Source organism: Clavibacter nebraskensis NCPPB 2581 (genome assembly GCF_000355695.1).
Taxonomy (GTDB): Bacteria; Actinomycetota; Actinomycetes; order Actinomycetales; family Microbacteriaceae; genus Clavibacter; species Clavibacter nebraskensis.
This window is the reverse complement of record NC_020891.1, coordinates 1,292,042-1,315,332: the sequence shown is the minus strand read 5'-3', so window position 1 is coordinate 1,315,332 and position 23,291 is coordinate 1,292,042. Positions and strand designations below refer to the sequence as shown.

General features: G+C 73.6%; 25 protein-coding genes, 1 tRNA gene and 1 pseudogene. 10 read left to right on the top strand and 17 right to left on the bottom strand.

Features of this window, described 5'->3' with window-relative positions; all coding sequences use genetic code 11:
- Nucleotides 1-18: 18 nt before the first annotated feature.
- From CMN_RS06250 to xylB, 7 genes are all read right to left on the bottom strand, one after another.
- Entirely contained in the window at nt 19-474 is a 456-nt protein-coding gene (locus CMN_RS06250; protein WP_015489995.1) for a hypothetical protein, read from the bottom strand.
- Nucleotides 449-826: a TadE/TadG family type IV pilus assembly protein gene (locus tag CMN_RS06245; RefSeq protein WP_015489994.1), complete on the bottom strand. Its 378-nt coding sequence runs from the start codon at nt 824-826 to the stop codon at nt 449-451. Before CMN_RS06245 ends, CMN_RS06250 begins: the two co-directional genes overlap by 26 nt.
- Nucleotides 826-1,020, bottom strand: a complete 195-nt coding sequence (locus CMN_RS06240) for a hypothetical protein (RefSeq protein WP_015489993.1) — start codon at nt 1,018-1,020, stop codon at nt 826-828. Before CMN_RS06240 ends, CMN_RS06245 begins: the two co-directional genes overlap by 1 nt.
- A 44-nt stretch (nt 1,021-1,064) precedes the next feature.
- Nucleotides 1,065-2,015, bottom strand: a complete 951-nt coding sequence (locus tag CMN_RS06235; RefSeq protein WP_015489992.1) for a type II secretion system F family protein — start codon at nt 2,013-2,015, stop codon at nt 1,065-1,067.
- Nucleotides 2,012-2,875: a type II secretion system F family protein gene (locus CMN_RS06230; RefSeq protein WP_015489991.1), complete on the bottom strand. Its 864-nt coding sequence runs from the start codon at nt 2,873-2,875 to the stop codon at nt 2,012-2,014. Before CMN_RS06230 ends, CMN_RS06235 begins: the two co-directional genes overlap by 4 nt.
- Complete coding sequence (locus CMN_RS06225) at nt 2,872-4,107, bottom strand: TadA family conjugal transfer-associated ATPase (protein WP_015489990.1); 1,236 nt, start codon at nt 4,105-4,107, stop codon at nt 2,872-2,874. Before CMN_RS06225 ends, CMN_RS06230 begins: the two co-directional genes overlap by 4 nt.
- A 71-nt stretch (nt 4,108-4,178) precedes the next feature.
- Complete coding sequence (xylB, locus tag CMN_RS06220; protein WP_015489989.1) at nt 4,179-5,612, bottom strand: xylulokinase; 1,434 nt, start codon at nt 5,610-5,612, stop codon at nt 4,179-4,181.
- Between the two features lie 32 nt (nt 5,613-5,644).
- Between xylB and CMN_RS06215 the strand changes: the two genes are divergently transcribed.
- The 4 genes and pseudogenes from CMN_RS06215 to CMN_RS06205 all read left to right on the top strand — a co-directional run bounded on the left by CMN_RS06215 (nt 5,645) and on the right by CMN_RS06205 (nt 7,567).
- Nucleotides 5,645-5,729, top strand: a tRNA-Leu gene (locus CMN_RS06215).
- Between the two features lie 61 nt (nt 5,730-5,790).
- Nucleotides 5,791-6,312 (top strand): annotated as a pseudogene (locus tag CMN_RS15580) (pyridoxal-phosphate dependent enzyme); the annotation flags it as partial.
- A gap of 89 nt (nt 6,313-6,401) precedes the next feature.
- Nucleotides 6,402-6,713 (top strand): pyridoxal-phosphate dependent enzyme, encoded by a 312-nt coding sequence (locus CMN_RS15430; protein WP_197536745.1) that lies wholly within the window; start codon nt 6,402-6,404, stop codon nt 6,711-6,713.
- Nucleotides 6,714-6,838: 125 nt separating this feature from the next.
- Complete coding sequence (locus tag CMN_RS06205) at nt 6,839-7,567, top strand: DedA family protein (protein WP_015489988.1); 729 nt, start codon at nt 6,839-6,841, stop codon at nt 7,565-7,567.
- 87 nt (nt 7,568-7,654) lie between these two features.
- Here the strand turns inward: CMN_RS06205 and CMN_RS06200 are convergent, their stop codons facing one another.
- The 5 genes from CMN_RS06200 to CMN_RS06180 all read right to left on the bottom strand — a co-directional run bounded on the left by CMN_RS06200 (nt 7,655) and on the right by CMN_RS06180 (nt 12,434).
- A complete protein-coding gene (locus CMN_RS06200; protein ID WP_015489987.1) occupies nt 7,655-8,572 on the bottom strand; it encodes a cation diffusion facilitator family transporter in 918 nt (305 codons plus the stop codon).
- Nucleotides 8,573-8,662: 90 nt separating this feature from the next.
- Nucleotides 8,663-9,271, bottom strand: a complete 609-nt coding sequence (rdgB, locus tag CMN_RS06195; protein ID WP_015489986.1) for an RdgB/HAM1 family non-canonical purine NTP pyrophosphatase — start codon at nt 9,269-9,271, stop codon at nt 8,663-8,665.
- A 10-nt stretch (nt 9,272-9,281) separates the two neighbouring features.
- Nucleotides 9,282-10,019: a ribonuclease PH gene (gene rph / locus CMN_RS06190; RefSeq protein ID WP_015489985.1), complete on the bottom strand. Its 738-nt coding sequence runs from the start codon at nt 10,017-10,019 to the stop codon at nt 9,282-9,284.
- 8 nt (nt 10,020-10,027) lie between these two features.
- Complete coding sequence (gene murI, locus CMN_RS06185; protein WP_015489984.1) at nt 10,028-10,912, bottom strand: glutamate racemase; 885 nt, start codon at nt 10,910-10,912, stop codon at nt 10,028-10,030.
- 58 nt (nt 10,913-10,970) lie between these two features.
- Complete coding sequence (locus CMN_RS06180) at nt 10,971-12,434, bottom strand: cryptochrome/photolyase family protein (RefSeq protein ID WP_015489983.1); 1,464 nt, start codon at nt 12,432-12,434, stop codon at nt 10,971-10,973.
- 91 nt (nt 12,435-12,525) lie between these two features.
- Between CMN_RS06180 and CMN_RS06175 the strand changes: the two genes are divergently transcribed.
- Nucleotides 12,526-13,842, top strand: coding sequence for a nicotinate phosphoribosyltransferase (locus CMN_RS06175; RefSeq protein ID WP_015489982.1), 1,317 nt, complete (start codon nt 12,526-12,528; stop codon nt 13,840-13,842).
- 24 nt (nt 13,843-13,866) lie between these two features.
- Here the strand turns inward: CMN_RS06175 and CMN_RS06170 are convergent, their stop codons facing one another.
- Genes CMN_RS06170 through CMN_RS15575 form a run of 3 tightly spaced genes read right to left on the bottom strand, consistent with a single transcriptional unit; the run spans nt 13,867 to nt 17,293 of the window.
- Complete coding sequence (locus tag CMN_RS06170) at nt 13,867-14,154, bottom strand: DUF3039 domain-containing protein (protein ID WP_015489981.1); 288 nt, start codon at nt 14,152-14,154, stop codon at nt 13,867-13,869.
- A gap of 53 nt (nt 14,155-14,207) precedes the next feature.
- Nucleotides 14,208-15,779, bottom strand: a complete 1,572-nt coding sequence (locus CMN_RS06165; RefSeq protein WP_015489980.1) for a hypothetical protein — start codon at nt 15,777-15,779, stop codon at nt 14,208-14,210.
- Complete coding sequence (locus CMN_RS15575; RefSeq protein ID WP_374058278.1) at nt 15,755-17,293, bottom strand: ABC transporter ATP-binding protein; 1,539 nt, start codon at nt 17,291-17,293, stop codon at nt 15,755-15,757. Before CMN_RS15575 ends, CMN_RS06165 begins: the two co-directional genes overlap by 25 nt.
- 731 nt (nt 17,294-18,024) lie before the next feature.
- Between CMN_RS15575 and CMN_RS06155 the strand changes: the two genes are divergently transcribed.
- The 4 genes from CMN_RS06155 (at nt 18,025) to CMN_RS06140 (ending at nt 20,729) form a co-directional block, all read left to right on the top strand.
- The gene (locus CMN_RS06155) at nt 18,025-18,717 is read left to right on the top strand and encodes a phosphocholine cytidylyltransferase family protein (RefSeq protein WP_015489978.1); all 693 of its coding nucleotides are present in this window, start codon (nt 18,025-18,027) and stop codon (nt 18,715-18,717) included.
- An 18-nt stretch (nt 18,718-18,735) separates the two neighbouring features.
- On the top strand, nt 18,736-19,554 hold the full coding sequence (locus tag CMN_RS06150) for an ABC transporter permease (RefSeq protein WP_015489977.1): 819 nt from the start codon (nt 18,736-18,738) through the stop codon (nt 19,552-19,554).
- Nucleotides 19,554-20,333: an ABC transporter ATP-binding protein gene (locus CMN_RS06145; RefSeq protein ID WP_015489976.1), complete on the top strand. Its 780-nt coding sequence runs from the start codon at nt 19,554-19,556 to the stop codon at nt 20,331-20,333. The genes CMN_RS06150 and CMN_RS06145 overlap by 1 nt, the downstream gene beginning before the upstream one ends.
- 84 nt (nt 20,334-20,417) lie before the next feature.
- Nucleotides 20,418-20,729: a hypothetical protein gene (locus tag CMN_RS06140; RefSeq protein WP_015489975.1), complete on the top strand. Its 312-nt coding sequence runs from the start codon at nt 20,418-20,420 to the stop codon at nt 20,727-20,729.
- Here CMN_RS06140 and CMN_RS06135 read toward each other — a convergent pair.
- Nucleotides 20,719-21,042, bottom strand: coding sequence for a helix-turn-helix domain-containing protein (locus tag CMN_RS06135; RefSeq protein WP_012299425.1), 324 nt, complete (start codon nt 21,040-21,042; stop codon nt 20,719-20,721). The genes CMN_RS06140 and CMN_RS06135 overlap by 11 nt on opposite strands.
- 153 nt (nt 21,043-21,195) lie before the next feature.
- Here CMN_RS06135 and CMN_RS06130 point away from each other — a divergent pair, with 153 nt between their 5' ends.
- Nucleotides 21,196-21,945 (top strand): hypothetical protein, encoded by a 750-nt coding sequence (locus tag CMN_RS06130; RefSeq protein WP_015489974.1) that lies wholly within the window; start codon nt 21,196-21,198, stop codon nt 21,943-21,945.
- Between the two features lie 43 nt (nt 21,946-21,988).
- Here CMN_RS06130 and CMN_RS06125 read toward each other — a convergent pair whose 3' ends face one another.
- Nucleotides 21,989-23,275 carry a CDP-glycerol--poly(glycerophosphate) glycerophosphotransferase gene (locus tag CMN_RS06125; RefSeq protein ID WP_015489973.1) on the bottom strand — a complete coding sequence of 429 codons (1,287 nt, stop codon included), beginning with the start codon at nt 23,273-23,275 and terminating at the stop codon, nt 21,989-21,991.
- Nucleotides 23,276-23,291: the final 16 nt, after the last annotated feature.

Genomic DNA, 23,291 nt, shown 5'->3' with positions numbered 1-23,291 from the left:
GCCGCGACCGGCCGCCGGTCACCGTCCGCCTCGCGCGAAGACGGACACGCGCTCGTCGGCGTCGCCGTGGACCGCGACCGATCCCGGCGCGTCCGGCCCGGCGACGGGTGGGGCGAGGGGCAGCTCGGCCGCGACGCGCACCGAGACGTGCACGAGCGACCGCGGCGCGTGGCAGCTCCGCGGATCCGGCGTGCAGGTGATGTCGAGGGCGATGCCGTCGGGCGGGATCCCCTGGTCGGCGAGCGCCACCTCGACGGCCGACCGCGCCTCCCGCCGACCGGACGCGTCGTCGTCCGCGCGCACGTACACGCGGGCCGCCTGCCGGGCCGCGCCCTCCGTGCCGAGCGCCGCGCCCTGGATCGCGGACATGGCGAGCACGAGGTAGACGAGCGGGACGAGGAGGAGGACGCCCGCGGTGATGAACTCCAGCACCGCCGAGCCGCGGTCGTCAGCCCAGGCGTTCCACGGCCGCATGGCCCGTCACCTCCAGCACGCGGTCGACGCCCAGGAGGCCGATGAGGGGCAGCGTCGTCCGCACGGTCACGCTCACGACCGCGTGGCCGAGCACGGTGCCCGTGCCCGCGGTCACGTCCTCCGCATAGCGCGCCCCGACGGCCGTCGTGATCAGCTCGCGCGTGCGCTCGACGCCGTCGCCGCGGGTGGCCCCGGCGAGCGCGGCCGTGCGCGCTCCCTCGGCGGCCGCGTCGAGCACGGTCGTCCGCACGTGCAGCGCCAGCGCGAGCTGGACCACCGACAGGGCGAGGACGACGAGGAGCGCGCCGACCATGACGAACTCGGCGGGCGCCGAGCCGCGGTCATCGCGCATCAGAACGACGTGACCCTGTTGATGGCCTGCGTGAACACGTTCTGCAGCAGGGGCCCGGCGACGCCCCACAGGATGATGACGAGCCCGGCCGTCATCAGGGTGATGAGCACCCAGCCGGGCACGTCGCCGCGGTCGTCGTCCCACGGTGCTCCGGGGGTCGCATCCAAGCGCAGTGCGCCTCGTTCGTCGGTCATGTCGTGCCTCTCGGTCGGATCGGGGTGGGTGCTCGGCGCCCGCCCTACAGCCCGAGCTGCAGGACGAACACGCCGGGGAACAGGGCGAAGACGATGGTGAGCGGGAGGATGAGGAAGACCAGCGGGACGAGCATCCCCACCTCCTTGCGGCCGGCGCTCTCGAGGAGCTCGCGCTTGGCGACCTCGCGCGCGTCCTGGGCCTGCGCGCGGAGGACCTCGGCGAGCGGGGTGCCGCGCTCGAGGGATCCGGCGAGCTGGTCGACGAGGCGGGACACGGCGGGCATCGCGAGGCGTCGGGCGAGCTCGTCGAAGGCGCGGGTGACGGGGATCCCCGTGCCGACGTCGGCGACCACGCGCCCCAGCTCCCCCGCCAGCTCCCCGGAGCCCACGCGGGCCACGCGCCGGAGGGCGTCGAGCAGGCCCTCCCCCGCGGCGAGGCTGAGCGCGAGGAACTCCAGCACGGTGGGCAGCTCCGCCTGGATGCGGGCGATCCGACGCTTCGCCCGCCCCTCGAGCGCGGTGTCGCAGGCGACGAGCCCGGCGACGGCCGCGACCACGGGCACGGCGACTAGCTGCGGCTGCGGCAGCCCTCCCGCCACGACGGCGGCGCCGCCCACCAGGACGGCGATCACGATGCCCAGCGCGGTCCCGAGGACGAGGCCGACGAGCTGGCGCGACCGGTGCCGCTCCACGTCCTCGGTCGACCCGGACTGGCCGAGCAGGCGTTCGATGCGCTCGGTGCCGCCGAGCACGCGCGCGAGGCCGCGCCGCAGCGGGATCACGGCCGGCGCCCCGAGCGTGCCGAGCACGGGCAGCGGATGCACCGTCGTGAGGGCGAGGTGCCGACGCGCGCCCTCCGAGACGTCCAGCACGTGCGGGGCGACGCGGTCCAGCAGGCGGGCGCGGCGGAACCGGGGAACCGCGCCCGTCATCGTCCAGAGGCCCACGCCGGCGACGAGGCCGAGGACGGCGCCCCAGGACTCGACGGCCGTCACGCGAACCACCTCCGATCCTCCGGCAGCCGACCGAGGGCGAGCATGAGCCGGTACGCGACGGCGGACACGACGAGCCCGACGACGATCACGACCGTGCCCGTCGGGGTGTCGTACGCGGCGACCGCCTCCGAGCGGGTGGAGAGCAGCGCCAGGATGATCCACGGGGCCGCGACGCCGAGCTTGGCCGCGTTCACGACCCACGACTGCCGGGCCTCGGCCTCGCTCCGGATGGCGGCCTCCTCCCGGAGGAACCGGGCCAGCCCGCGGAGCACGTCCGGCAGCTGCGTGCCGCCCACCTCGCGCGCCATCCGGAGCGTCTCGAGGATGCGGTCGGCCGTCGGATCCGCCAGCCGGTCCTTGAGCTCGTCGAGCGCGATGGCGAAGCTGCCCGTCGTGCGGTGCACGGACGCGAACTCCTGGAAGGCGGGCCGCAGCACGGCGGGACCCGCGACGGCGAGCGACGCCACCGCGTCCGGCAGGCCCATGCCCGCGCGGACGGCGCTCACCAGGTGGTCGACGACGTCGGGCCACACCTCCCGATGGGCCCGGCGGCGTGACGCGGACCGCGCGCCCACGACGGCCCACGGGAGAAGCAGCCCGAAGGCCGCGGCCGCGAGCGCGGCACCGTCCACGCGGAGCAGCGCCTCGGCTAGGACCCCGGCCGCGAGGCCCACCAGCCCGGAGACGGCGAGGAAGGAGCTGACCGAGACCCGGTCGAGGCCGGCGTGGGTGAGCCGGTCGTGGACGGACGCGGTCAGCCCGCGGCCGGGCGCCGACCCGTCGGGGGTGCTCGGCCACAGACGCGGGGAGATCAGGAGGAGGAGGCCGGCGCCGAGCGCGAGTCCGAGGGCGACGCTCACGGCGCTCCCACCAGGATCCGCAGCGGATCGAGCCCCGCCGCGCGGAACTTCCCGAGGTGCGCGGGCTGTCCGCCGGTGGCGGTGAGGATCCCGTCCTCCAGCGCGAACACGGAGCTCGCCTCGATGACCATCCCCGAGTGACGACCGCCGGGGGCGAGGATCTCGACCACCCGTCGGGCGCCGGACGGCAGCACCTCCAGGTGCACCACCAGGTCGACCGACGTGGCGACGGTCGGCACGACGAACGCGGAGTCGATGTTGCGGCCGGCCAGCAGCGGCAGGGTGCACAGCTTGACGAGCGCCTCGCGCGCGCTGTTCGCGTGGATGGAGCACATGCCCGGCACGCCCGAGTTGAGCGCGATGAGGAGGTCGAGGCACTCCGCCTCCCGGACCTCGCCGACCACGAGCCGGTCGGGCCGCATCCGCAGCGCCTCCTTGATGAGGCGCCGCAGCGTGATCTCCCCCGAACCCTCGAGGCTCGGCTGGCGGCACTGCATGGCCACGACGTCGCGGCCCGCCGGATCCAGCTCGAACGTCTCCTCGACCGTGACGATGCGGTCGGACGCGCGGGCAGAGGACAGGAGGGCGTCGATCATCGTGGTCTTGCCCGTGTGCGTCGCGCCGCTGACGACGATGGAGAGGCCGGCGCGCACGCTCATGCGCAGGAACTCGGCGGCCTGCAGCGGCAGGCTGCCCAGGGCCACGAGGTGGTCGAGGTCGCGGATCCGCCGCGAGAACTTGCGGATGTTGACGGCCCAGTGCCGCCGCGTCACGTCCGGGATGACCACGTGCAGGCGGGATCCGTCGGGCAGGGACGCGTCCACGAACGGGGTCGACAGGTCCACGCGACGGCCCGAGGACTGCAGCATCCGCTCGACGAGGTCGCGCACCTCCGCGTCGGTGAGGACGAGCGGCGTCAGCTCGGGGACGCCCGACCGCGCCACAAAGACGCGCGTGGGCGCGTTGATCCAGATCTCCTCGATCGAGTCGTCGTCGAGGAGCGGCTGCAGGGCGCCGAAGCCCGTGATGCGCGCGAGCACCTGCCGCTCGGTGGCCGCCTCGTCGTCGAGGAGCCGGGAGTCGGATCCGAGCGCCTGCTCCGCGAACCGCCGGACCTCCTCGCGCACCACCGCCGCCGTGCCCGCGGGATCGGCCTTCGCCCCGTCGTCCCGCAGGCGCCCGCGCACCCGTCCGGCGATGGTGTCGAGGGGGGTCCGCGTCTGCACCCGCACAGGATGCTGATCAGGGGCGGATCCCGTCGGGGCCGTCCACAGGTCGACGCGTCAGCGACGACGGGCCGCCGTCAGTACCCCAGCTCCGCCTTCGCCGCCGCGTACGCCTGGCGCACCGCCGGCACGCCCGGCGCGTCGAAGACCTCGTCGCCCGCGAGGGGCCACGCGGGGACGCTGCCCGTGAGGATCCACGCGGCTTGCTTCGCGGCGCCGTCGGCGACGAACTCGCCCGCGTCCGGCACGTGGATGGGGACGCCGAAGATGGTCGGCGCGATCTCGCGCACGGCGCGGCTCTTCGCCCCGCCGCCGATGAGGAGCACGCGCTCCACCTCGACGCCCTGGCGCGTGATCGCGTCGAGGCCGTCGGCCAGGCCGCACAGCATGCCCTCGACGTGCGCGCGGGCCATGGTCGCCGGCGTGCTGTTGCGGAGGGTCATGCCATGGAGCGACGCGGTCGCGTCGGGCAGGTTCGGGGTGCGCTCGCCCTCGAAGTAGGGCAGGAGCACGAGGCCGTCGGATCCCGCGGGGGCCTCGAGCGCGAGCTCGGACAGCCGCGCGTGGTCGACGCCGAGGAGGCGGGCGCCGCCGTCGAGCACGCGGGCGGCGTTGAGGGTCGCGATGAGGGGGAGGAAGTTGCCGGTGGCATCGGCGAAGCCGGCGACCGTGCCGCTGGCGTCGGTGATGGGATCCGCCGTGACGGCGAACACCGTGCCGGACGTGCCGATGGAGACCACCACGTCGCCGGGCACCGCGCCGAGGCCGAGCGCGGCGGCGGCGTTGTCGCCCGCGCCGGGGCCGACGGGGACGCCGGCCGGGACGCCGGGGATGCCGTCGCCCGTCAGCCCTGCGGACTCGCCGGGGCCGAGCACGCGCGGCAGGCCGACGACGCGGCCGAGCGCGCGCTCCAGGAGGTCGAGGCGGTACTCCCCCGTGACGCTCGACCAGTACGCGGTGCCGCTCGCGTCGGAGCGGTCGGTGGCGAGGGCGGCGAGGTCCGGGGATCCCGTGCCATGGCCGAGCAGGCGCCAGGTCAGCCAGTCGTGCGGGAGGGCGACGGCGGCGACGCGGGCCGCGTTCTCGGGCTCGGCGTCGCGGAGCCAGCGGAGCTTGGTGGCGGTGAATGACGCGACCGGGACGACGCCCGTGGCGCTCGCCCAGGTCTCGGCGCCGAGCTCGTCCCGGAGGGCGGCGGCGGCCTGCGCGGATCGGGTGTCGTTCCAGAGGAGCGCGTCGCGGACGACCGCGCCGGACTCGTCGAGGCAGACCATGCCGTGCTGCTGGCCGCCGACCGAGATGGCGGCCACGTCGTCGAGGCCGCCCGCGTCGGCGACGGCCGCGAGGAGCGCGTCCCACCAGGCGGCAGGATCCACCTCAGTGCCGTCGGGGTGGGACGCGCGGCCGGAGCGCACGAGGGCGCCCGTGTCGAGGTCGCGGACGACCACCTTGCAGCTCTGCGTGGAGGAGTCGATGCCTGCTACGAGTGTCTTCGTTGTCACGATCAACATATTAGGGGGCGTCCTAAGCTGGTCGGGCACCCGCGGGAGTGGTGGAATCGGTAGACACGCAGGATTTAGGTTCCTGTGCTTTCGAGCGTGAGGGTTCAAGTCCCTTCTCCCGCACCAGCCATGGAGCCCGCGAGGGCCTCCTCGCCGCGGCGCTCCGACCCGCAGCGAGGAGCACCCCGTGGCCGAACGCCTCCGCCTCTGGACCGAGCCGACCCCCGCGCACCCGGTCCCCCGTCTCGCGGAGGCGCTCGGCCTGCACCCCGAGCGGCTCCTGATGAAGCGCGACGACCTCATCGGCTGGGGCGGCGGCGGCAACAAGGCGAGGAAGCTCGAGCACTCGCTCGGCCGGGCCGTCGCGCGGGGGGCAGGCACCGTGGTCACCACGGGCGCCGCGCAGAGCAACCACGCGCGCATGACCGCGGCGGCCGGGGCGGCGCTCGGCCTCGACGTCGTGCTGGTCCTCGAGGGGCACGAGGTCGCGGCGCGTGGCAACGTGCTGCTCGACGGGCTGTACGGCGCGCGCATCGTGTGGTCCGGTGACGAGACGGCGGAGTCGCGCGCCGGGTCCGTCGTCGCCGAACTCGAGGCGGTCGGCACGCGCGTGCACCGGGTGGCGTTCGGCGGATCCGACGCGCACTCCGTGCAGGGCTTCGTCGACGCGGGCCACGAGCTCACCGGGCAGGTGGGCGAGGTCGACCACGTCGTCGTCGCCCTCGGCTCCGGCGGCACGATGGCCGGGCTCGTCGAGGCGCTCGGCCCGAGCGCGTCCTCGGCGTCCACTGCGGGGCCGTGGCGGAGCCGCGCGCCGTGGTCGCGGGGTTCCTCGCGGAGCGCGGCACGGGGATCGGCGCGGAGGCCCTGCGCATCGACGAGGGCCGCGTGGGCTCCGGCTACGCGCATCTCACGGACGAGGCGCGGGATGCGCTCGCGCTCGTCGCGCGGACGACGGGGATCCTCCTCGACCCCACGTACACTGCCCGCGCCGCGGCGGGACTGGCGGCCGCGGTCCGCGATGGATCCATCCGGCCGGACGACCGCGTCGTCCTCTGGCACTCGGGCGGCGTCCCGGGGCTGTTCGGCCACGCCGGCCTCGGCGCCTGAGCCGAGACACGGCCCTCGACCGGGGGTGTCCGGGACTCGGCGCGCGCGCGGCCGCTCCCGATATCCTGTGCTCTGCCGCAGGTCGCTCCGCTCACGTCGCGACCCACCACGACTGGAGCCCCCACGTGCATCCACAGCTCTTCGACTTCCTCGACTCGACGACGCTCATCGAGTCGTTCGGGGGATTCGCCCTCATCGGGATCTGCCTCATCATCTTCGCCGAGACCGGCCTGCTCTTCGGGTTCCTCTTCCCCGGCGACACACTCCTCGTCATCGCCGGGCTGACCCTCCCCGGGATCACCGGGATCGACATCTGGTGGGTCTGCCTCGCCATCGCCTTCTCCGCGTTCGCGGGCGGCGAGGTCGGCTACCTCATCGGCCACAAGGCGGGACCGCGGGTCTTCGAGCGCAAGGACTCGGGCATCTTCAGCCGGCAGAACGTCGTGCGCACCAACGCGTTCTTCGCGCGCTTCGGCGGGCTGTCCGTCATCGCGGCGCGCTTCGTGCCCATCGTCCGCACGTTCGCGCCCATCGCCGCCGGCGTCGGCCACATGGACTACCGCAAGTACTCGCTCTACAACGCGATCGGCGCCCTCATCTGGGGCGCGGGCCTCACCTTCCTGGGCCATCTCCTCAACGGCTTCCCGCCCATCCGCGACTTCGTCACGCATTACATCGACTTCGTGCTGCTCGGCGCGGTCTTCGTCACCGTCGTGCCCACGGCCATCCACTTCCTCCGCGCGCGCAAGCACGCGCGGGACGAGGAGGCGGCGGGCGTGCCGCAGGACGGCGAGGAGCTCGCGCTCACGCCCGAGGAATTCGACCAGGACCCGTCGAACGACCCGCGGCGCTGAGACCCGGACGCCCTCTGATCGGGGCCTGTCGGCGGCGCGCCGCCGGTCGGTGACGCGCGGCCGGGGCGCCCGCGGCCGGGCGGAGGCTCAGACGTGGTGCCGGTGCTCGTGCCCGGCGTGCTCCTCGGGCTCCAGCTGGAACGTGCTGTGCTCGACGTCGAAGTGGTCGTCGAGGCAGCCGGACAGCCGGTCGAGCAGCTCGCCCGTGCGGCCGTCGCGGAACACCTCCTGCTCCACGACCACGTGGGCGGTGAAGACGGGCGAGCCGGACGTGATGGCCCAGACGTGCACGTCGTGGACCGCCGTGACGCCGGGCGTCTCGAGCAGGTGGGCGCGGATCCGCTCGGGCTCGGTGCCCACGGGCGTGGACTCGTTCAGCACGCGCACGACGTCGCGCAGCAGCACGACCGCGCGCGGCACGATCAGCGCCGCGATGACGAGCGACGCGACGGCGTCCGCCCGCCCGAATCCGGTGACGGCGATGACCACGCCGGCGACGATGGTGGCGACCGACCCGAAAGCGTCGCCGAGCACCTCGAGGTAGGCGCCGCGCATGTTGATCGAGCGCCCCGCTCCCCCGCGCAGCACCAGCAGCGCGCCGACGTTCGCGACCAGGCCGATGCCGGCGGCGAGCAGCATGATGCCCGGGTCCACCTCCGGGCCCTCCGGCGCGAGCAGGCGCGTGACGCCCTGCACCGCGACGTAGACGGCGACGACCGCGAGGATCAGGCCGTTGACGAGGGCGCCGAGGACCTCGCCGCGTTGGAAGCCGAAGGTGTGCCGGTCGGTCGCGGGGCGCGCGGCGACGATGGTGGCGACCAGGGCGATGCCGAGGCCGAGCAGGTCGCTCGTCATGTGGCCCGCGTCCGCGAGCAGCGCGAGCGACCCCGAGACGAGCGCGCCGACCACCTCGACCACGAGGACCGCGACGGTGATCGCGATGGCGATGACGAGCCGGCGGCGGTCGGTCGTGGCCGCGCCGTGGTCGTGCGATCCGGAGCCCATGCGTCCACCGTACGGGCCCGCCGTCATGCGGATCCAGCCGGGAGCGCAGTCGGGAACGACTCCCGCTCTCAGGAGGGCGGGGAGGAGGCGTCAGCCCTCGCCGAGGAGCTCCCGCCGCGCCACGGGCATGATCGCGTCGAAGGCGAGCGCGCGGTGGCTGACGCGGTTCTTCTCGTCGGCGCTGAGGGCCGCGGCGCTCGCGCCGCCGGTGGCCGGGCGGAAGATCGGGTCGTAGCCGAAGCCGCCCTCGCCCGCTTCCTCGCGGAGCACGGATCCCTCCCACACACCGAGGGCCGTGCGCTCGACGAGGCCGTCCGCGGTGGGGACGACGAGCGCTGCGGCGCACGTGAAGCGGGCGCCGCGGTGCGCGTCGGGCACGTCGCCGAGCTGGCCGAGCAGGAGCTCGAGGTTCGCGCGGCTGTCGCGTGCCGGACCCGCCCAGCGCGCCGAGAAGATGCCGGGCGATCCGCCCAGGATGTCGACGCCGATCCCGGAATCGTCCGCCAGCGCGGCCCGGCCCGTGTGCAGCGCGGCGGCCCGCGCCTTGATGAGGGCGTTCTCCTCGAACGTCGTGCCGTCCTCGACGGGCTCGGGGCCGTCGTAGGCGACCAGGTCGATGCCGTCGAGGCGCGCGCCCAGGATCCGGCGGAGCTCCTCCACCTTGTGGGCGTTGTGCGTGGCGAGGACGAGCGGGATCACGGCCGGTGCCTCAGCGGCCGAGCGCCTGCGCCTGCAGCGCGGTGAGCGTGGTGCCGCCGCTGAGCGCGAGGTCGAGGAGGGCGTCGAGCTCGGCGCGGTCGAAGGGCGCGCCCTCGGCCGTGCCCTGGACCTCGACGAAGGACCCGCTGCCCGTCATCACCACGTTCATGTCGGTCTCGGCGCGCACGTCCTCGACGTACGCGAGGTCGAGCAGCGACTTCCCGTCGACGATGCCGACGGAGACCGCGGCGACGCTGTCCTTCAGCGGCGTCGCGCGCTGCGCGATGAACTTCCTCTCGCGGCCCCACTCGAGCGCGTCGGCGAGGGCGACGTACGCGCCCGTGATGGCGGCGGTGCGCGTGCCGCCGTCGGCCTGCAGAACGTCGCAGTCGATGACGATCGTGTTCTCCCCGAGCGCCTTCATGTCGACGACCGCGCGGAGGCTGCGGCCGATGAGGCGGGAGATCTCGTGCGTGCGGCCGCCGACCTTGCCCTTCACGGCCTCGCGGTCCATGCGCTCGTTCGTGGCGCGCGGGAGCATCGCGTACTCGGCGGTGACCCAGCCCTGGCCGCTGCCGGCCTTCCAGCGCGGGACGCGGTTGGTGAAGGACGCGGTGCAGAGGACGCGGGTGCGGCCGAAGGAGATGAGGGCGGATCCCTCGGCCTGCTCGCTCCAGTTCCGCTCGATCGTGATCTCGCGCAGCTCGTCGGCGGCGCGGCCGTCGTGGCGGGGGGTGTCGTCGGTCATGTGCGGCCTCAGCTCGGGTCGGGGGTGGACGGGGTGCCGTCCGCGTCCGGAGGCGTCGCCGCATCCGGTCGCGGCCGGCGGGGAAGGGGGATGGCGCCGGTCTCGACCAGCTCGACATGCGTGACGCCCGAGCCGAGCATGCGGTGCGCGAGCGTCTCGAAGTCGGACGCGCTGCCGCCGGTGGCCTCGTACCGGATCACGGGGGGCGCGTCGGAGCGCCGCTCGAGGCCCGCGGACACGAGCTCTCGGTAGACGTCCTTGGCCGTCTCGGTGTCACTGGAGACGAGGGTGACGTCGGGGCCCATGAGCAGCGAGATCGCGCCCTCGAGGAACGGGTAGTGGGTGCAGCCGAGGACCAGGGTGTCGACGCCGGCGGCGCGGAGCGGCGCGAGGTACTCCTCCGCGGCCGCCATCAGCTCCGGGCCGGAGGTCTCGCCGCGCTCCACGAACTCGACGAAGCGGGGCGCCTCGGCGGAGGTGAGCGCGAGGTGCGGGGCCGCCGCGAAGGCGTCGTCGTAGGCGCGGCTCGTGACGGTGGCGTGGGTGGCGATGACGCCGACGCGATGGTTGCGGGTGACGCTGACGGCCGTGCGCACGGCCGGCTGGATCACCTCGACCACCGGGATGTCGTAGCGCTCGCGGGCGTCGCGGAGCATGGCCGCGGACGCCGTGTTGCACGCGATGACGAGCATCTTCACGCCGCGCTCGACGAGGTCGTCGAGGACCGCGAGCGCGTAGCGGCGGACGTCCGCGATGGGCTTGTCGCCGTAGGGCGTGTGCGCCGTGTCGCCGATGTAGACGATCGACTCGCGCGGCAGGAGGGTGGCGACGGCACGGGCCACGGTGAGGCCGCCGACGCCGGAGTCGAAGATCCCGATCGGCGCGTCGCTCATCGGGCCAGCCTACCGGCGGGTCCGGATGCGCCCGGAGCCGGCGGCCGACGCGCGGGCGTCACAGCGACCGCCGCGCGTCCTCCTGGGCGACGAGCTCCGGCAGGTCCGTCAGCCGCCCGAGCCCGGCGAGCGGCTGGGCCATGCGCGCGTTGCCACGGAGCCGCTCCCGGTTGCGGTCGAGGAACCACCAGTAGCCCGCGGTGTACGGGCAAGCCGTGGGGCCGACGCGCACCTTCGGATCGAACGGGCAGCCGCCGCAGTGGTCCGACATCCGGTCGATGTAGGCGCCGCCGCCCGCGTACGGCTTCGTCGCCATGCGGCCGCCGTCGGCGTGCAGCGCCATGCCGACGACGTTCGCGGGCATGACCCACGGCGTGCCGTCGACGAAGGAGTCGATGAACCAGTCGTTCATGGCGGCCGGGTCGTAGCCGCGCTGGAGCGCGAGGTTGCCCAGGATCATGAGCCGTTCGATGTGGTGCGCCCAGCCGTGCGTGCGGACCTTGTCGACGACGTGGGAGAGGCAGGCGGCCTCGATGCCGGACGCGTCGAGCTCCTGCAGCGCGGTCGGCACGCCGCGATGCGCGTCGAGCCGGTTCTGGGACGTGTAGTCGTCCTCGAAGGCCCAGTAGAGGTGCCACACGTAGTCGCGCCAGCCCATGATCTGCCGCACGATGCCCTCGACGCTCTGGATGGGCGCCCGGCCGGCCGTGTGCTCCGCGACGATGCGCTCGATGACGTCCGCCGGATCCAGCACGCCCATGTTCATGGTGGCGCTCAGCAGCGAGTGGGCCATGGTCCAGTCGCCCCGGAGCGACGCGTCCTCGAAGGGGCCGAAGTCGTTGAGCCGGCTCGCCACGAAGTCGTCGAGCGCCAGGCGCCCCTCCTCCGGCGTGACGGCGAAGCGCCGCGGCCCGTCCTCGCCCACGAAGTGCACGAGGCCCTTCCGCTCCCACTCGTCAAGGTCGGCGCGGACCTCGGCGTCGATGTCGTCCTCCTCCGGCCACCACGGCTCGGGCAGGCCGAGGTTCGCCGCCCCCTTCGGCGGCCGTTCGCGGTTGTCGTGGTCGTAGTTCCAGCGGCCGCCGACCGGGTCGTCGTCGTCCATGAGGGTGCCGGTGCGCGCGCGCGACCACCGGTAGAAGTCCTCCATGACGAGCCGGTTCGACGTGCGCCCGGCCATCCACTCGGCGAACTCCTGCTCGCTCGTGACGAAGCCGCGGCTCGGCAGCACGTGGGCGCCGATCTCCGCGACCAGGCGCCGGAGACCCCGGGAGGTGGGGTCGATGACCTCCAGGTCGTCCCGCCCCGCGACGACCTCACGGTAGTGGTCCACCTGGTGGAACTCGACCCGGTCGCCGAGCGCCCGCGCGCGGTGCCGGATGCCCGACAGGATGAGGTGCGCTTTGGCCCGGTGGTACGGCCGCCGGGCGAGCAGGCCCCGTGACTCGATGAGCAGCGTCCGCCCGCCGTCGTCGAAGTGGTCGCCCAGCTGGTCGGCGAGGATCCATCGCGTGCGCTCCATGGCACGAACCTAGGCCGCACCCCCGTCATCGTCGCGGCCCGTGCGCCCGGCGGATCGGGCCGCCTCCCGGGCGCCGCCCTAGGCTGGGCGCGTGCACCAGGCGACCTCCCTCCTCACCGACCGGTACGAGCTGACGATGCTCGACGCAGCGCTGAAGGCGGGCACCCACGACCGCGACTGCGTCTTCGAGTGCTTCGCCCGGCGCCTCCCGAGCGGCCGCCGCTTCGGCGTCGTCGCGGGCACCGGACGCCTCCTCGAGCTCATCCGCGACTTCCGCTTCGGCGACGCCGAGCTCGAGTACCTGCGCTCCGAGCGCGTCGTCGGCGAGGAGGCCCTGGCCTGGCTCGCCGACTACCGGTTCCGCGGCCGCATCACGGGCTACCGCGAGGGCGAGGTCTACTTCCCGGGCTCCCCGCTCCTCACGGTCGAGGCGCCCTTCGCCGACGGGGTGATCCTCGAGACGCTCGTGCTCAGCGTCCTCAACTACGACTCCGCGGTCGCGAGCGCCGCAGCCCGCATGGTGCAGGTCGCCGGCGGACGCCCGCTCGCCGAGATGGGATCCCGCCGGACGGGCGAGCGCTCGGCCGTCGCCGCCGCCCGCGCCGCGTTCATCGCGGGCTTCAGCGCCACCTCGAACCTCGAGGCCGGCCGCACGTGGGGCGTCCCGACCATGGGCACCGCCGCCCACTCCTTCACCCTCCTGCACGACACCGAAGAGCAGGCGTTCCGGGCCCAGGTCGACGCGCTCGGCGCCGGCACGACCCTGCTGGTGGACACCTACGACGTGCGGCAGGGGGTCGAGACCGCGGTCCGCGTCGCCGGCCCCGGCCTCGGCGCCGTGAGGCTCGACTCGGGCGACCTGCCGGTGCTCGTCGGCGAGGTGCGCGCGCAGCTCGACGCGCTCGGCGCCACGGGCACGCGGATCACCGTCACCAACGACCTCGACGAGCACGGCATCGCGGGCCTCGCGGCCTCGCCGGTGGACTCCTACGGGGTCGGGACCTCGCTCGTCACCGGATCCGGAGCACCCGCCGCCGGCATGGTCTTCAAGCTCGTCGCCCACCGCGACACGGGCGGGGACGGCGAGTGGGTGTCCGTCGCGAAGCGGTCGACGGGCAAGCAGAGCCGCGGCGGCCTCAAGGGCGCGCTCCGCCGCCATGACGCGCAGGGGGTCGCCACGAGCGAGCTCGTCACCGTGGGACAGCACCCGGTGCCGCTCCCCGGCGATCGCGACCTCGTCGTCACGCTGGCGGAGGGCGGCGAGCCGGATCCGCGTTGGCTCGGCCGCGCGGGCACCGCCGCGGCTCGCGCCCATCACGCCGAGGTCGTCCGCGACCTCCCGGCGCAGGCCTTCCGGCTGCGCGCCGGCGACCCGGCGATCCCGACCGAGGAGAGCGCGGCCGTCTGACCTGCACGGCGCCGCGGGTGGGACCTACTCGGGCTTCATGTTCTCGTAGATGCGCTTGCAGTCGGGGCAGACCGGGAACTTCTGCGGGTCGCGACCGGGCAGCCACTTCTTGCCGCAGAGCGCCTTCACGGGCTTGCCGCTGATCGCGGACTCGAGGATCTTGTCCTTCTTCACGTAGTGCGAGAAGCGCTCGTGGTCGCCGGGCTCGATCGTCTCCTGCTCGAGGAGCTCCTCGAGCTCGCGGTCGAGGGTGTCGGTGCCGCCGCCCTGCGACGGGCTTCCGGGGGCCTGTTCGATGCTGAGGATGACCATGCCCTCAGTCTACTTTTCCGGCGCGCGGGATCCGGCGGGCCGGATGCCGGGGCTCAGTGGCGCTGGGCGAAGGCCAGGAGCTCGGGGCCGCGCCGCTCGAACACGCGACCGCCGCCGACGACACCGGCGACGAGCGTCACGACGCCGATCCCGAGCCCGACGACGAGCGACCACGTCGGGTACGCGCCGCCGTGGACGAGCCCCATCCACCCGAGCCAGACGGACGGCAGCGCGAGGACGACCGTGGCGAGGAACGTGAGCGTGGGCACGGTGGATCCGCCGGCGCTCACGCTCTGCGGCGCGTGGAAGGGGCTGTCCCCGGGACGCGAGGCGGGGTACGGGAAGCGCGCCGAGAAGAGCGACGACAGGCCGACCCCTGCCAGCAGGACCCCGCCGCTGACCCCGACGACGGAGGGGAGGACGGACGGGTCGCCGAAGCCGAGCGCGCTGAGCGGAGCGCCGATCGCGACGAGCGGAACGCCGATCGCGAGGACGGGCACGAGGCGACCGATGCGGTCCGCGACGCCGCGGATGCCCGACACGACGTGCAGCCACACGGCGGTGTGGTCGTGCGCGGTGTCGTTGTGCACGCTCCACCCGAGGAAGAGCGCCATCACCGGCAGCGGCACGAGGGCGAGCACGTGGGCGTCCACGTCGACGATGACGAGCGGGATGAGGAGCACGAGCGGGAGCACCGGGATCAGGACGAGCGTGGCGCGGTAGCGCGGATCGCGGATCCAGTAGGTGACGCTCCGCGCGGCCACCGCGCCCGTCGGCGAGGCGCCGAAGCGGCCGAACCAGCCGAGGCCGGTCTGGGTGCGCCCGCCACCGGTGCGGTCGGGTGCGGTGAGCGCCCACGGCACGAGGCGGATCCAGAGGAGCGCGAGCAGCGCCGCCGAGGCGACGGCCACCAGCAGCATCCCCGCCGCTCCCCCGGCGTCGCCCGAGACGGCCGCCGCCGGAGCCGACCAGGCGGCGCCGAGCGGGGTCCAGGCGAGGACGCCGAGCACGCCGCGCGCGGGACGCAGCCCGTCGTCGAGGAGGTCGGCCTGGGCGAGGGCCAGGACCGCGGGGACGAGCAGCACGGCCACGAGTCCGGCCGCGAGACCGGTCGCCTCGCGGGCCCGGCGCGTGCTGAGCAGGATGGAGGAGAGGACGGTGCTGATGCGGGCGACGAGCACGCACGTGACCACCGCGGCGCAGGCCGCGACGACGGCGACGAGGGCGGTGAGCGGATCGCGTGCCCACGTGATCACGGTCGTCAGCGCCACGACGACGAGGACCGCGCCCGGCACGCTGACCACGGCGGCGGCGCCGAGCGCCAAGGCGAGCCGGCGGGGCTCGATGCCGTAGAGCGCGAACCGGCGCGGGTCCAGGGCGTCCTGGGTCCCGAGCACGAGCGGCACGACGAGCGACCCGAGGACGACGAGCGCGCCACCGGCGACGACGACGTCGCGCGCGGCGGAGACGTCGGCGTCGCGGAGCCCGGCCAGCGCGCCGGCGGCGAGCACCGTGACGAGGATCCCGTAGACGCCGGCCGCGACGAGCCCGAGGACCTGCCAGGGGCTGCGGCGGAAGGCGTTGGCGAGGAGGGCGAGCCTCAGTCGGAGAACGAGTGCAACCACGAGAACCCCTCCGCCGTGCGTCGACCGCCGGCCAGGGCGACGAAGCGCTCCTCCAGCGAGCGGCCCGCGCGGACCTCGTCCATGGTGCCCGCGGCGAGCACCCGGCCGTTGACGATGATCGCGACGTGGTCGCAGATGCGCTGGATGAAGTCCATGCCGTGGCTCGACAGCACGACGGTGCCGCCGTGCGCCACGTAGTCCTGCAGGATCTCGACGACGTTCGCGGCGGAGACGGGGTCGACCGACTCGAACGGCTCGTCGAGGACGAGCATGCGCGGCGAGTGGATCATGGCGCAGGCGAGCGCGACCTTCTTGGTCATGCCCGCCGAGTAGTCGGTGACGAGCCGACCGACGGCGTCCTCGAGCCCGAACGCGGCGATGAGGTCGGCCGACCGGCTGCGGATCTCCGCGTCGTCGAGCCCCCGGAGGGCGCCCGAGTAGTGGAGGAGCTGCGCGCCGGTGAGGCGGTCGAAGAGGTGGAGCCGGTCCGGCAGCACGCCGATGCTCCGCTTGGCGGTGAGCGGCTCGCGCCAGACGTCGATCCCGTTGACGGTGACGGTGCCGGCATCGGGTCGGAGGAGCCCCGTCACCATCGACATGGTCGTCGTCTTGCCGGCGCCGTTCGGGCCGACGATGCCGTAGAAGGATCCGGCGCGCACGGTGAGCGCCACGTCGTCGACGGCGACCTTCTCGTCGAAGCGCTTGGTGAGCCCGTCGATGACGAGGACGTCCTCCCCCAGCGCCGGCGCGGCCGCGCGGTCGCCGCGGACGGACGGCGTGAGCGCGGTCTCCGCCATCCCGGCGAGGCCGGGGCGCGAGGAGCGCGGCGCGGTGAGGCTGTCGGTGCGGACGGTGACGGTACGGGCGGGAGCGGGATCCGCGTGGGATGCGGACGCGTCCTCGTCTCGCTCGGGCGGGACGGGCGGCGCTGCGGGCGCCGTGCCTGCGCCCTGCTCGGTGATGACCTCGGCAACCGTCTCGGCCTCGCCGTCCGCGGCGTCCTCGTCAGTCTCGGTGACCGGCACCTGCGCCGCGTCCGCTGCGATCTCCTCGTCCGCGACGGCGTCGGCTCCCGCGGCGGCCGGATCGGCCGTGCCGGGCTCGTGGTCGCTCGTCGTATCCTGCTCGGGCTCGGCCGCCGGATCGACGTCCGCGACCGGGTCGGCGTCGGCGTCGGCGTCGGGCGCATCCTCCGCCTCTCCCCCGTCCGCGACCTCGGCGACCTCCTGCTCGACCTCCACGGAGGACGCGGGCGAACCGCCCTCCGGGTCCGCCGCCGCTCCGTCATGCGTCGGGGGGCCGTCCTGGTCGTCCGCGTCGGCGCGCGCGGGCTCGACCAGGGGCTGCGGGTCGGACTCCGCGAACATGGCGCCGAGCGCGGACAGGCCGTCCTGGTCCGGCTGCGGCGCCGGGCTGTCGTCCTCGGCGACCGGTCCGGGGGCGGACGTCGCGAGCGAGCCGACCGCCGGGACCGCATCGATCGGAGCCTTGGACACCTCGGCGGGACCGGACACCTCGGCGCCCTCGACAGCGGCGACCCCCGCCGCGCTGCCGGCCGCGCGCTGCACGCGCGTGCGACGTCGGACCCGCGGGGGACGCGTCGTCGTGGCCGGGGCATCCCCGTCGCCATCGGCTGCACCAGCGGACGGCCGCGACGCGGGTGCGGCGACAGGGGCCGACTTCACCCGGGGCGGCGTCGGCGCGACGACCACGGCGGGCGCGGTGCGCGGGGACGGCGCGGTGGCACGACGGGGCACGCGCTGACCGGGGCGCGGAGGCCGGGGCACGGCGGTCGTCGTCGCGCGCTCCTCCTCGGCTGCGGCCGGGTCTGCAGCCGGGCCAGCGGTCGGCTCCTCCTCCACGGCGGACGGAGCGCGATCGGCGTGATCCCGGGCCTCCATTGCGGAGTCGGACGTGGCGTCGGGGGAGGTCGTCTCGTCGGGGGCGTCGGTCACGGCCCCACGTTATCAAGGCCGTCCTCCGTGCCCGATCCGCCGTCCTCGGCGGTCCCGTCGCGGGCCCGCGTCAGGACCGGCGGAGGAGTCGACGGCACCTGCTCCGGGGCACGTCCAGATCACGAAAGGGACACGACCCCACCCCTCATCCCGCGCATTTCCCCACCCGCGGCGTACGATGAAAAAGGCATGACGGCGTGTCGAACAGGAAACCCGTGGGTGAAGTCCCGGCGAACCCTCGGCGTCGGGGGTCCCGGTCGCACTCGGCACCCGCATCGAACGGAGAACACATGACCACGCAGGTAGTCATCCTGGCGGCAGGCATGGGCAGCCGTCTCGGGCGCAGCCTCCCCAAGCCCCTCACCGAGCTCAGCGACGGCCGCACCATCATGGGCCAGCAGTTCGACAACATCCGTCTCGGCCTCGGCGACGACGCCAAGGTCAGCATCGTCGTCGGCTACAAGCTCGACCACATCATCGACGCCTTCCCGGACGCCGACTACATCTACAACGAGCAATACGACCAGACGAACACGTCGAAGAGCCTGCTCCGCGCCCTCCGCGCCTCGGGCCCCGGCGGCGTCCTCTGGATGAACGGCGATGTCGTCTTCGATCCGATGATCCTCCGCCGCGCGGCCGCGACGATCGCCCGCGACCAGTCCTTCGTCACCGTCAACACCTCGCGCGTCTCCGACGAGGAGGTCAAGTACACGACGAGCCCCGAGGGCTTCATCCGCGAGCTGTCGAAGACCGTGAAGGGCGGCCTCGGCGAGGCCGTCGGGATCAACTACGTCTCCAAGGCCGACAAGCCGGTCCTCATCCGCCAGCTCGCCCGGGTCGCCGACCAGGACTACTTCGAGCGTGGAATAGAGTTGGCGATCGAGCAGGACTCCCTGCTCGTCGAACCGGTAGACATCTCCGACCTGTACGCGGTCGAGGTCGACTTCGCGGAGGACCTCGAGAGGGCCAACCTCTTCGTCTAGACCACCTCGGGGATGCTGATGCAGAGGATCCCCGCCGTGCCCGATGCCGCCCTCCCCGGTCGCGCGTCCCGCACCCCCGCCGCCCGGTACCGCCGCTCGCTCTGGCTCCTCACGACGCGCGACCTTAAGGTCCGCTACTCCACGAGCGCGCTCGGCTGGTTCTGGTCGATCCTCGACCCGCTCGTCATGTCGGGCATCTACTGGTTCGTCTTCACCGTCGTGTTCTCACGCGACGTCGGCGAGGAGCCGTACATCGTCTTCCTCCTCGCCGCGCTCCTGCCGTGGATGTGGTTCACGGGTGCCACGAGCGACTTCACGAAGGCCTTCAGCTCGCAGGCGAAGCTCGTGCGCTCCACGCGGATCCCGCGGAGCATCTGGGTGCTGCGGCTCGTGCTCGCGAAGGGGTTCGAGTTCGTGGCGAGCCTCCCCGTGCTCGCCGTCTTCGCGATCGTCGCGGGCGCCCGCCTCGACGTCCACGTGCTACTGTTCCCGCTCGCCGTGCTCATCCAGGCCTCGCTGCTCCTCGGCATCGGCTTGATCATCTCGCCGCTCGTGGTGTTCTTCCGCGACCTCGAGCGCGCCGTGAAGCTCGTGCTCCGCTTCCTGTTCTACGCCTCCCCCATCGTCTACTCGTCGAGCGACCTGCCCGCCGACCTGCACCCCTGGGCCGCGCTCAATCCCCTCACGGGCGTCTTCGGCCTCTACCGCGCCGCGTTCTTCCCCTCCGAGCTCGACTGGTACGCGGTCGGGGTGAGCGCGGCGATCTCGGCGGCGCTGGTCGCCGTCGGCGCGCTCGTCTTCCGCCGCTCGCTGCCCGCCGTCCTGAAGGAGATCTGATGGGCGCATCGCACGCCGGGCCCAATGCGCCCACGGTCTTGGCGGTCGAGGACGCCGGCATCCGCTTCCGCCGCAACCGCAAGGCCCGTCGGAGCTTCAAAGACCTCTTCGCGGGATCCGCCCGGCGCGCACGGCCCGGCGAGTTCTGGGCGCTGCGGCACGTCTCCTTCGAGGTGCGCCAGGGCGAGGCGATCGGCGTGGTCGGCCGCAACGGCCAGGGCAAGTCGACGCTCCTCAAGCTCGTCGCCGAGGTCCTCATCCCCGACGAGGGCTCGATCGGCGTCCACGCGGGTGTCGCGCCGCTCATCGAGATCACGGGCGGCTTCGTCAACGACCTGACGGTGCGCGACAACATCTACCTCACGGCGGGTCTCCACGGCATGTCCAAGGCCGAGATCGACGCGCGGTTCGACGAGATCATCGCCTTCGCCGAGATCCCCGACTTCGTCGACACCCCCTACAAGCACCTCTCGAGCGGAATGAAGGTGCGCATCGCGTTCGCCGTGATCTCGCGGCTCGACGAGCCGGTGCTCCTCGTGGACGAGGTCCTCGCCGTGGGCGACCGGGCGTTCCGGGAGAAGTGCTACCACCGGATCGAGGAGATGCTCGCCGAGGGGCGCACGCTCTTCTTCGTCTCGCACAACGAGCGCGACCTCCGCCGCTTCTGCACGCGTGGCCTGTACCTCGACGAGGGCACCCTGGTGCTCGACGGCCCCATCGACCGGGTCATGGACGCCTACAACGCCGACCACAACCCGCCGCCTCCGACCGGCGCCTGAGCCGCCGCGCTCCCCTCCTCCCCAACCCCGCCCTTCCACAGGCCCACGACCCCTCCCGTCGCACGCCGCCCCTACCGTGCACGCATGCTGCGACCGGTCCCGCCCCTGCCCATCCGTCCCGATCCCGAGCCCGCGTACCGCGTGCCCTGGCACTTCGACCGCACGCTCGAGCGCCCGCGCTTCGCGCTGGTCAACATCGGCGACGAGGTGCTGCACGCCATCTCGCTGCACCTGCTCGGATCGGGCACCATGCTGTCGCGCGCCCCTGTCACGGTGCGGCCGGGCGAGCGCCTGTCCACCACCATCCGCGGGGACGACCTCGCGCTCAACACGATCCTCGTGGTGCGGTGGTTCCGGCCGGACGGAGGCGAGTACCTGTGGCGGGTCAGCTTCTGACGGGCGTGGTGCCGCGGCGGTCGCGTTCCCGCTCCAGGCGGATCAGCTCGGCGGGCGAGTCCCCGTCGTCCTGCGGCAGCATGTCGGCCGTGAGCCCCGTCACCAGCAGGCCGGCGTCCACGTCGAGCCCGCTCGCGATCTTGATGATGTTGCGCAGGCTCGGGTTCCGCTGGCCGCGCTCGATCTTGCCGAGGGCGGTCCAGTGGATGCCGGAGAGCTCCGCGAGCGTCTCCTGGCTGATGCCGATGCGCTGGCGCTGCTCGCGCACGCGGGAGCCGAACTCGGCGGCGGCGTCGGAGACGGTGGTGACCATGACACATGCTTATCCGCCACATGGAGGAATGACCAGAGCGCCAACGCCCCATGCGCTTGTGCCCGCACCTCAGCGGATAGGCGATGCTGTGCGCCAGGATCCGCCGGACGACGAGGGGACGAACGACACGGGCACCGCGCGTAGGCTCGGAGCATGAAGGACGCCTCCGAGCTCGACCCGACCGTGGCCACCGGCATCGATCGTCTCCTGTCCGTGCAGCGCCCCGTCGTGCTCGCCCACATCCGGTCGATACGCGCCCGCCACCCGGAGGCCTCCCCCGACCGCATCATCGCGATCCTGGAGAAGCGCTTCCTGGCGGCCGTCACCGCGGGAGGCGCCGCCGTGGGAGCCAGCGCGGTGATCCCCGGTGTCGGCACGGGCGTGTCCCTCGCGCTCACCGGGGTGGAGACCGCCGGTTTCCTCGAGGCGAGCGCCCTGTTCGCGCAGTCGATCACCGAGGTGCACGGCATCACCGTCGAGGATCCGGCTCGCGCCCGCGCCCTCGTCATGACGATGATGCTCGGCGCCCCGGGCGCGCAGGTCATCCAGCAGTTCACGGGCCAGTTCTCCGGCCAACCGGTCGACCGCAACGCGAACTGGGGTCGCGCCATCACCTCGGGCCTGCCGTCGTTCGCCATCGGCCCCATCGCCGACCGTATCAAGCACGCTTTCATCAAGCGCTTCGTGGTGAACCAGAGCGCGAGCGCCATCGGCCGGGCGGTCCCGTTCGGCATCGGCGCCGTCATCGGCGGCGCTGGGAACCGCCTGCTGGGCGGCAAGATCGTCGCGAGCTCCCGCCAGGCCTTCGGGCCCGCTCCCGCCGGCTTCCCGGACGAGCTGGCGGTGCCGGAGCGGAAGCCGCGCGTCATCCGCGTCGCCGAGAAGAAGGCCGCGAAGCGCTGACCGCACCCGCGGGGACGGCGGCGTCGCCCTCCCCCTCGGAGGGTCAGGCCTCCTCGTCCTCGTCGTCGACCTGGTCGTCGGACACCGGATCGGCGGTGTCGTCCCGGGCGTGCAGTGCCGCGTGGCGGTCCCACTCCCCCATCAGGTGCTCGATCGCCCCGTGGAAGCGCGCGGTCGCCACCCCGGGAGCGGTGTCGCCGAAGTAGTGGCGGACCCACGCCGCGAGCCGGCGATCCGCCGCCGCGTCGTGCTGCAGCGCATCCAACCGGGTGACGATGTCGCGCGCGTCGTCCGCGGTCAGCCACTCGCAGTCCGAGAGGTAGCCGTCAGTGTCGATCTGCGCCTCGGGATGCACGGGCCGCGTCACCAGGAGGGGGCGTCCCGCGGCGAGGCGGTCGTAGACCATCGCGGAGATGTCGACGATGGCGAGATGGGCGGCGGACAGCTGCCAGGCGAGCTCGCGCGACCGATCGACGACGTGCTGCGCCGACGGATCCTGCACGTTCGCCCGCTCGAGCATGACCGCGATCTCGCGATTGGCGCGCGCGTACTCGGGATCGACGACGCCGGACCGCGGGTGCGGGCGGTAGATGACGCGGTGGCGCCCGGTCGCGAGGAGATCGCGGACGAGCGGCACGCCGTGCGACGCGATGGACCCGTACGCGGCCGCGGCGCGGTCGCCCTCCCAGGTGGGCGCGTAGAGCACGACCGTGCGGTCGTCCGGCGCGTAGGGCAGCTCGCCGGAGTAGTGGTCCGCCTGCGGACGGCCGATGGGGATCGCGCGGCGGTCGAGGTCGTAGTCCCAGAGCACCTTGCCGAGCCGGGCGCGGGCGGCGTCGCCGGCGATGAGGCTGTAGTCGTAGGCCTTGAACTGGTTGGTCGTCATGTACATCTTGTCGGACTCGCCGTGGTTGACGAAGACGTGCCACCGGCGCCCGTACCGCATCATCTGGAAGTTACGGGTGTTCTGGTTGACGTAGAGGACGACGCGGATGTCCTGCTCCGCGATGACCCGCTCGAGGTCCGCGACGCGGCGCACGTACTCCACCGGCAGCGGGCTCTCGTCGAGGAGCGCGTTCGCGCCGCTCGGGTGCCGGCTCAGGATGACCACCGGATGCGTGCGCGCCAACTCGACGAGCGGCCGGTACCACTGCCGGATCTGGTACGTGTTCACGGCCGAGTCGGCGAAGTACACGGCGATGCGGTACTCGCCCCGCGGCGAGGGGGCCCGGAGCGCGAGCTTGCGCTGCAGGGTCCCGCGCGCCCGGCGCTGATGGACCAGCGAGCGGACAGCGCGCACGCCGAGGCGAGCGTCGTTCAGGAGACCCATGCATCCACCGTAGCCA

Coding starts and splice junctions, on each gene's coding strand:
- CMN_RS06250 (WP_015489995.1), bottom strand. CDS start 474: ATGCGGCCGTGGAACGCCTGGGCTGACGACCGCGGCTCGGCGGTGCTG.
- CMN_RS06245 (WP_015489994.1), bottom strand. CDS start 826: ATGCGCGATGACCGCGGCTCGGCGCCCGCCGAGTTCGTCATGGTCGGC.
- CMN_RS06240 (WP_015489993.1), bottom strand. CDS start 1,020: ATGACCGACGAACGAGGCGCACTGCGCTTGGATGCGACCCCCGGAGCA.
- xylB (WP_015489989.1), bottom strand. CDS start 5,612: ATGTTGATCGTGACAACGAAGACACTCGTAGCAGGCATCGACTCCTCC.
- CMN_RS06200 (WP_015489987.1), bottom strand. CDS start 8,572: ATGGGCTCCGGATCGCACGACCACGGCGCGGCCACGACCGACCGCCGC.
- rph (WP_015489985.1), bottom strand. CDS start 10,019: ATGACCGACGACACCCCCCGCCACGACGGCCGCGCCGCCGACGAGCTG.
- murI (WP_015489984.1), bottom strand. CDS start 10,912: ATGAGCGACGCGCCGATCGGGATCTTCGACTCCGGCGTCGGCGGCCTC.
- CMN_RS06180 (WP_015489983.1), bottom strand. CDS start 12,434: ATGGAGCGCACGCGATGGATCCTCGCCGACCAGCTGGGCGACCACTTC.
- CMN_RS06170 (WP_015489981.1), bottom strand. CDS start 14,154: ATGGTCATCCTCAGCATCGAACAGGCCCCCGGAAGCCCGTCGCAGGGC.
- CMN_RS06155 (WP_015489978.1), top strand. CDS start 18,025: ATGACCACGCAGGTAGTCATCCTGGCGGCAGGCATGGGCAGCCGTCTC.
- CMN_RS06150 (WP_015489977.1), top strand. CDS start 18,736: ATGCAGAGGATCCCCGCCGTGCCCGATGCCGCCCTCCCCGGTCGCGCG.
- CMN_RS06145 (WP_015489976.1), top strand. CDS start 19,554: ATGGGCGCATCGCACGCCGGGCCCAATGCGCCCACGGTCTTGGCGGTC.
- CMN_RS06140 (WP_015489975.1), top strand. CDS start 20,418: ATGCTGCGACCGGTCCCGCCCCTGCCCATCCGTCCCGATCCCGAGCCC.
- CMN_RS06135 (WP_012299425.1), bottom strand. CDS start 21,042: ATGGTCACCACCGTCTCCGACGCCGCCGCCGAGTTCGGCTCCCGCGTG.
- CMN_RS06130 (WP_015489974.1), top strand. CDS start 21,196: ATGAAGGACGCCTCCGAGCTCGACCCGACCGTGGCCACCGGCATCGAT.
- CMN_RS06125 (WP_015489973.1), bottom strand. CDS start 23,275: ATGGGTCTCCTGAACGACGCTCGCCTCGGCGTGCGCGCTGTCCGCTCG.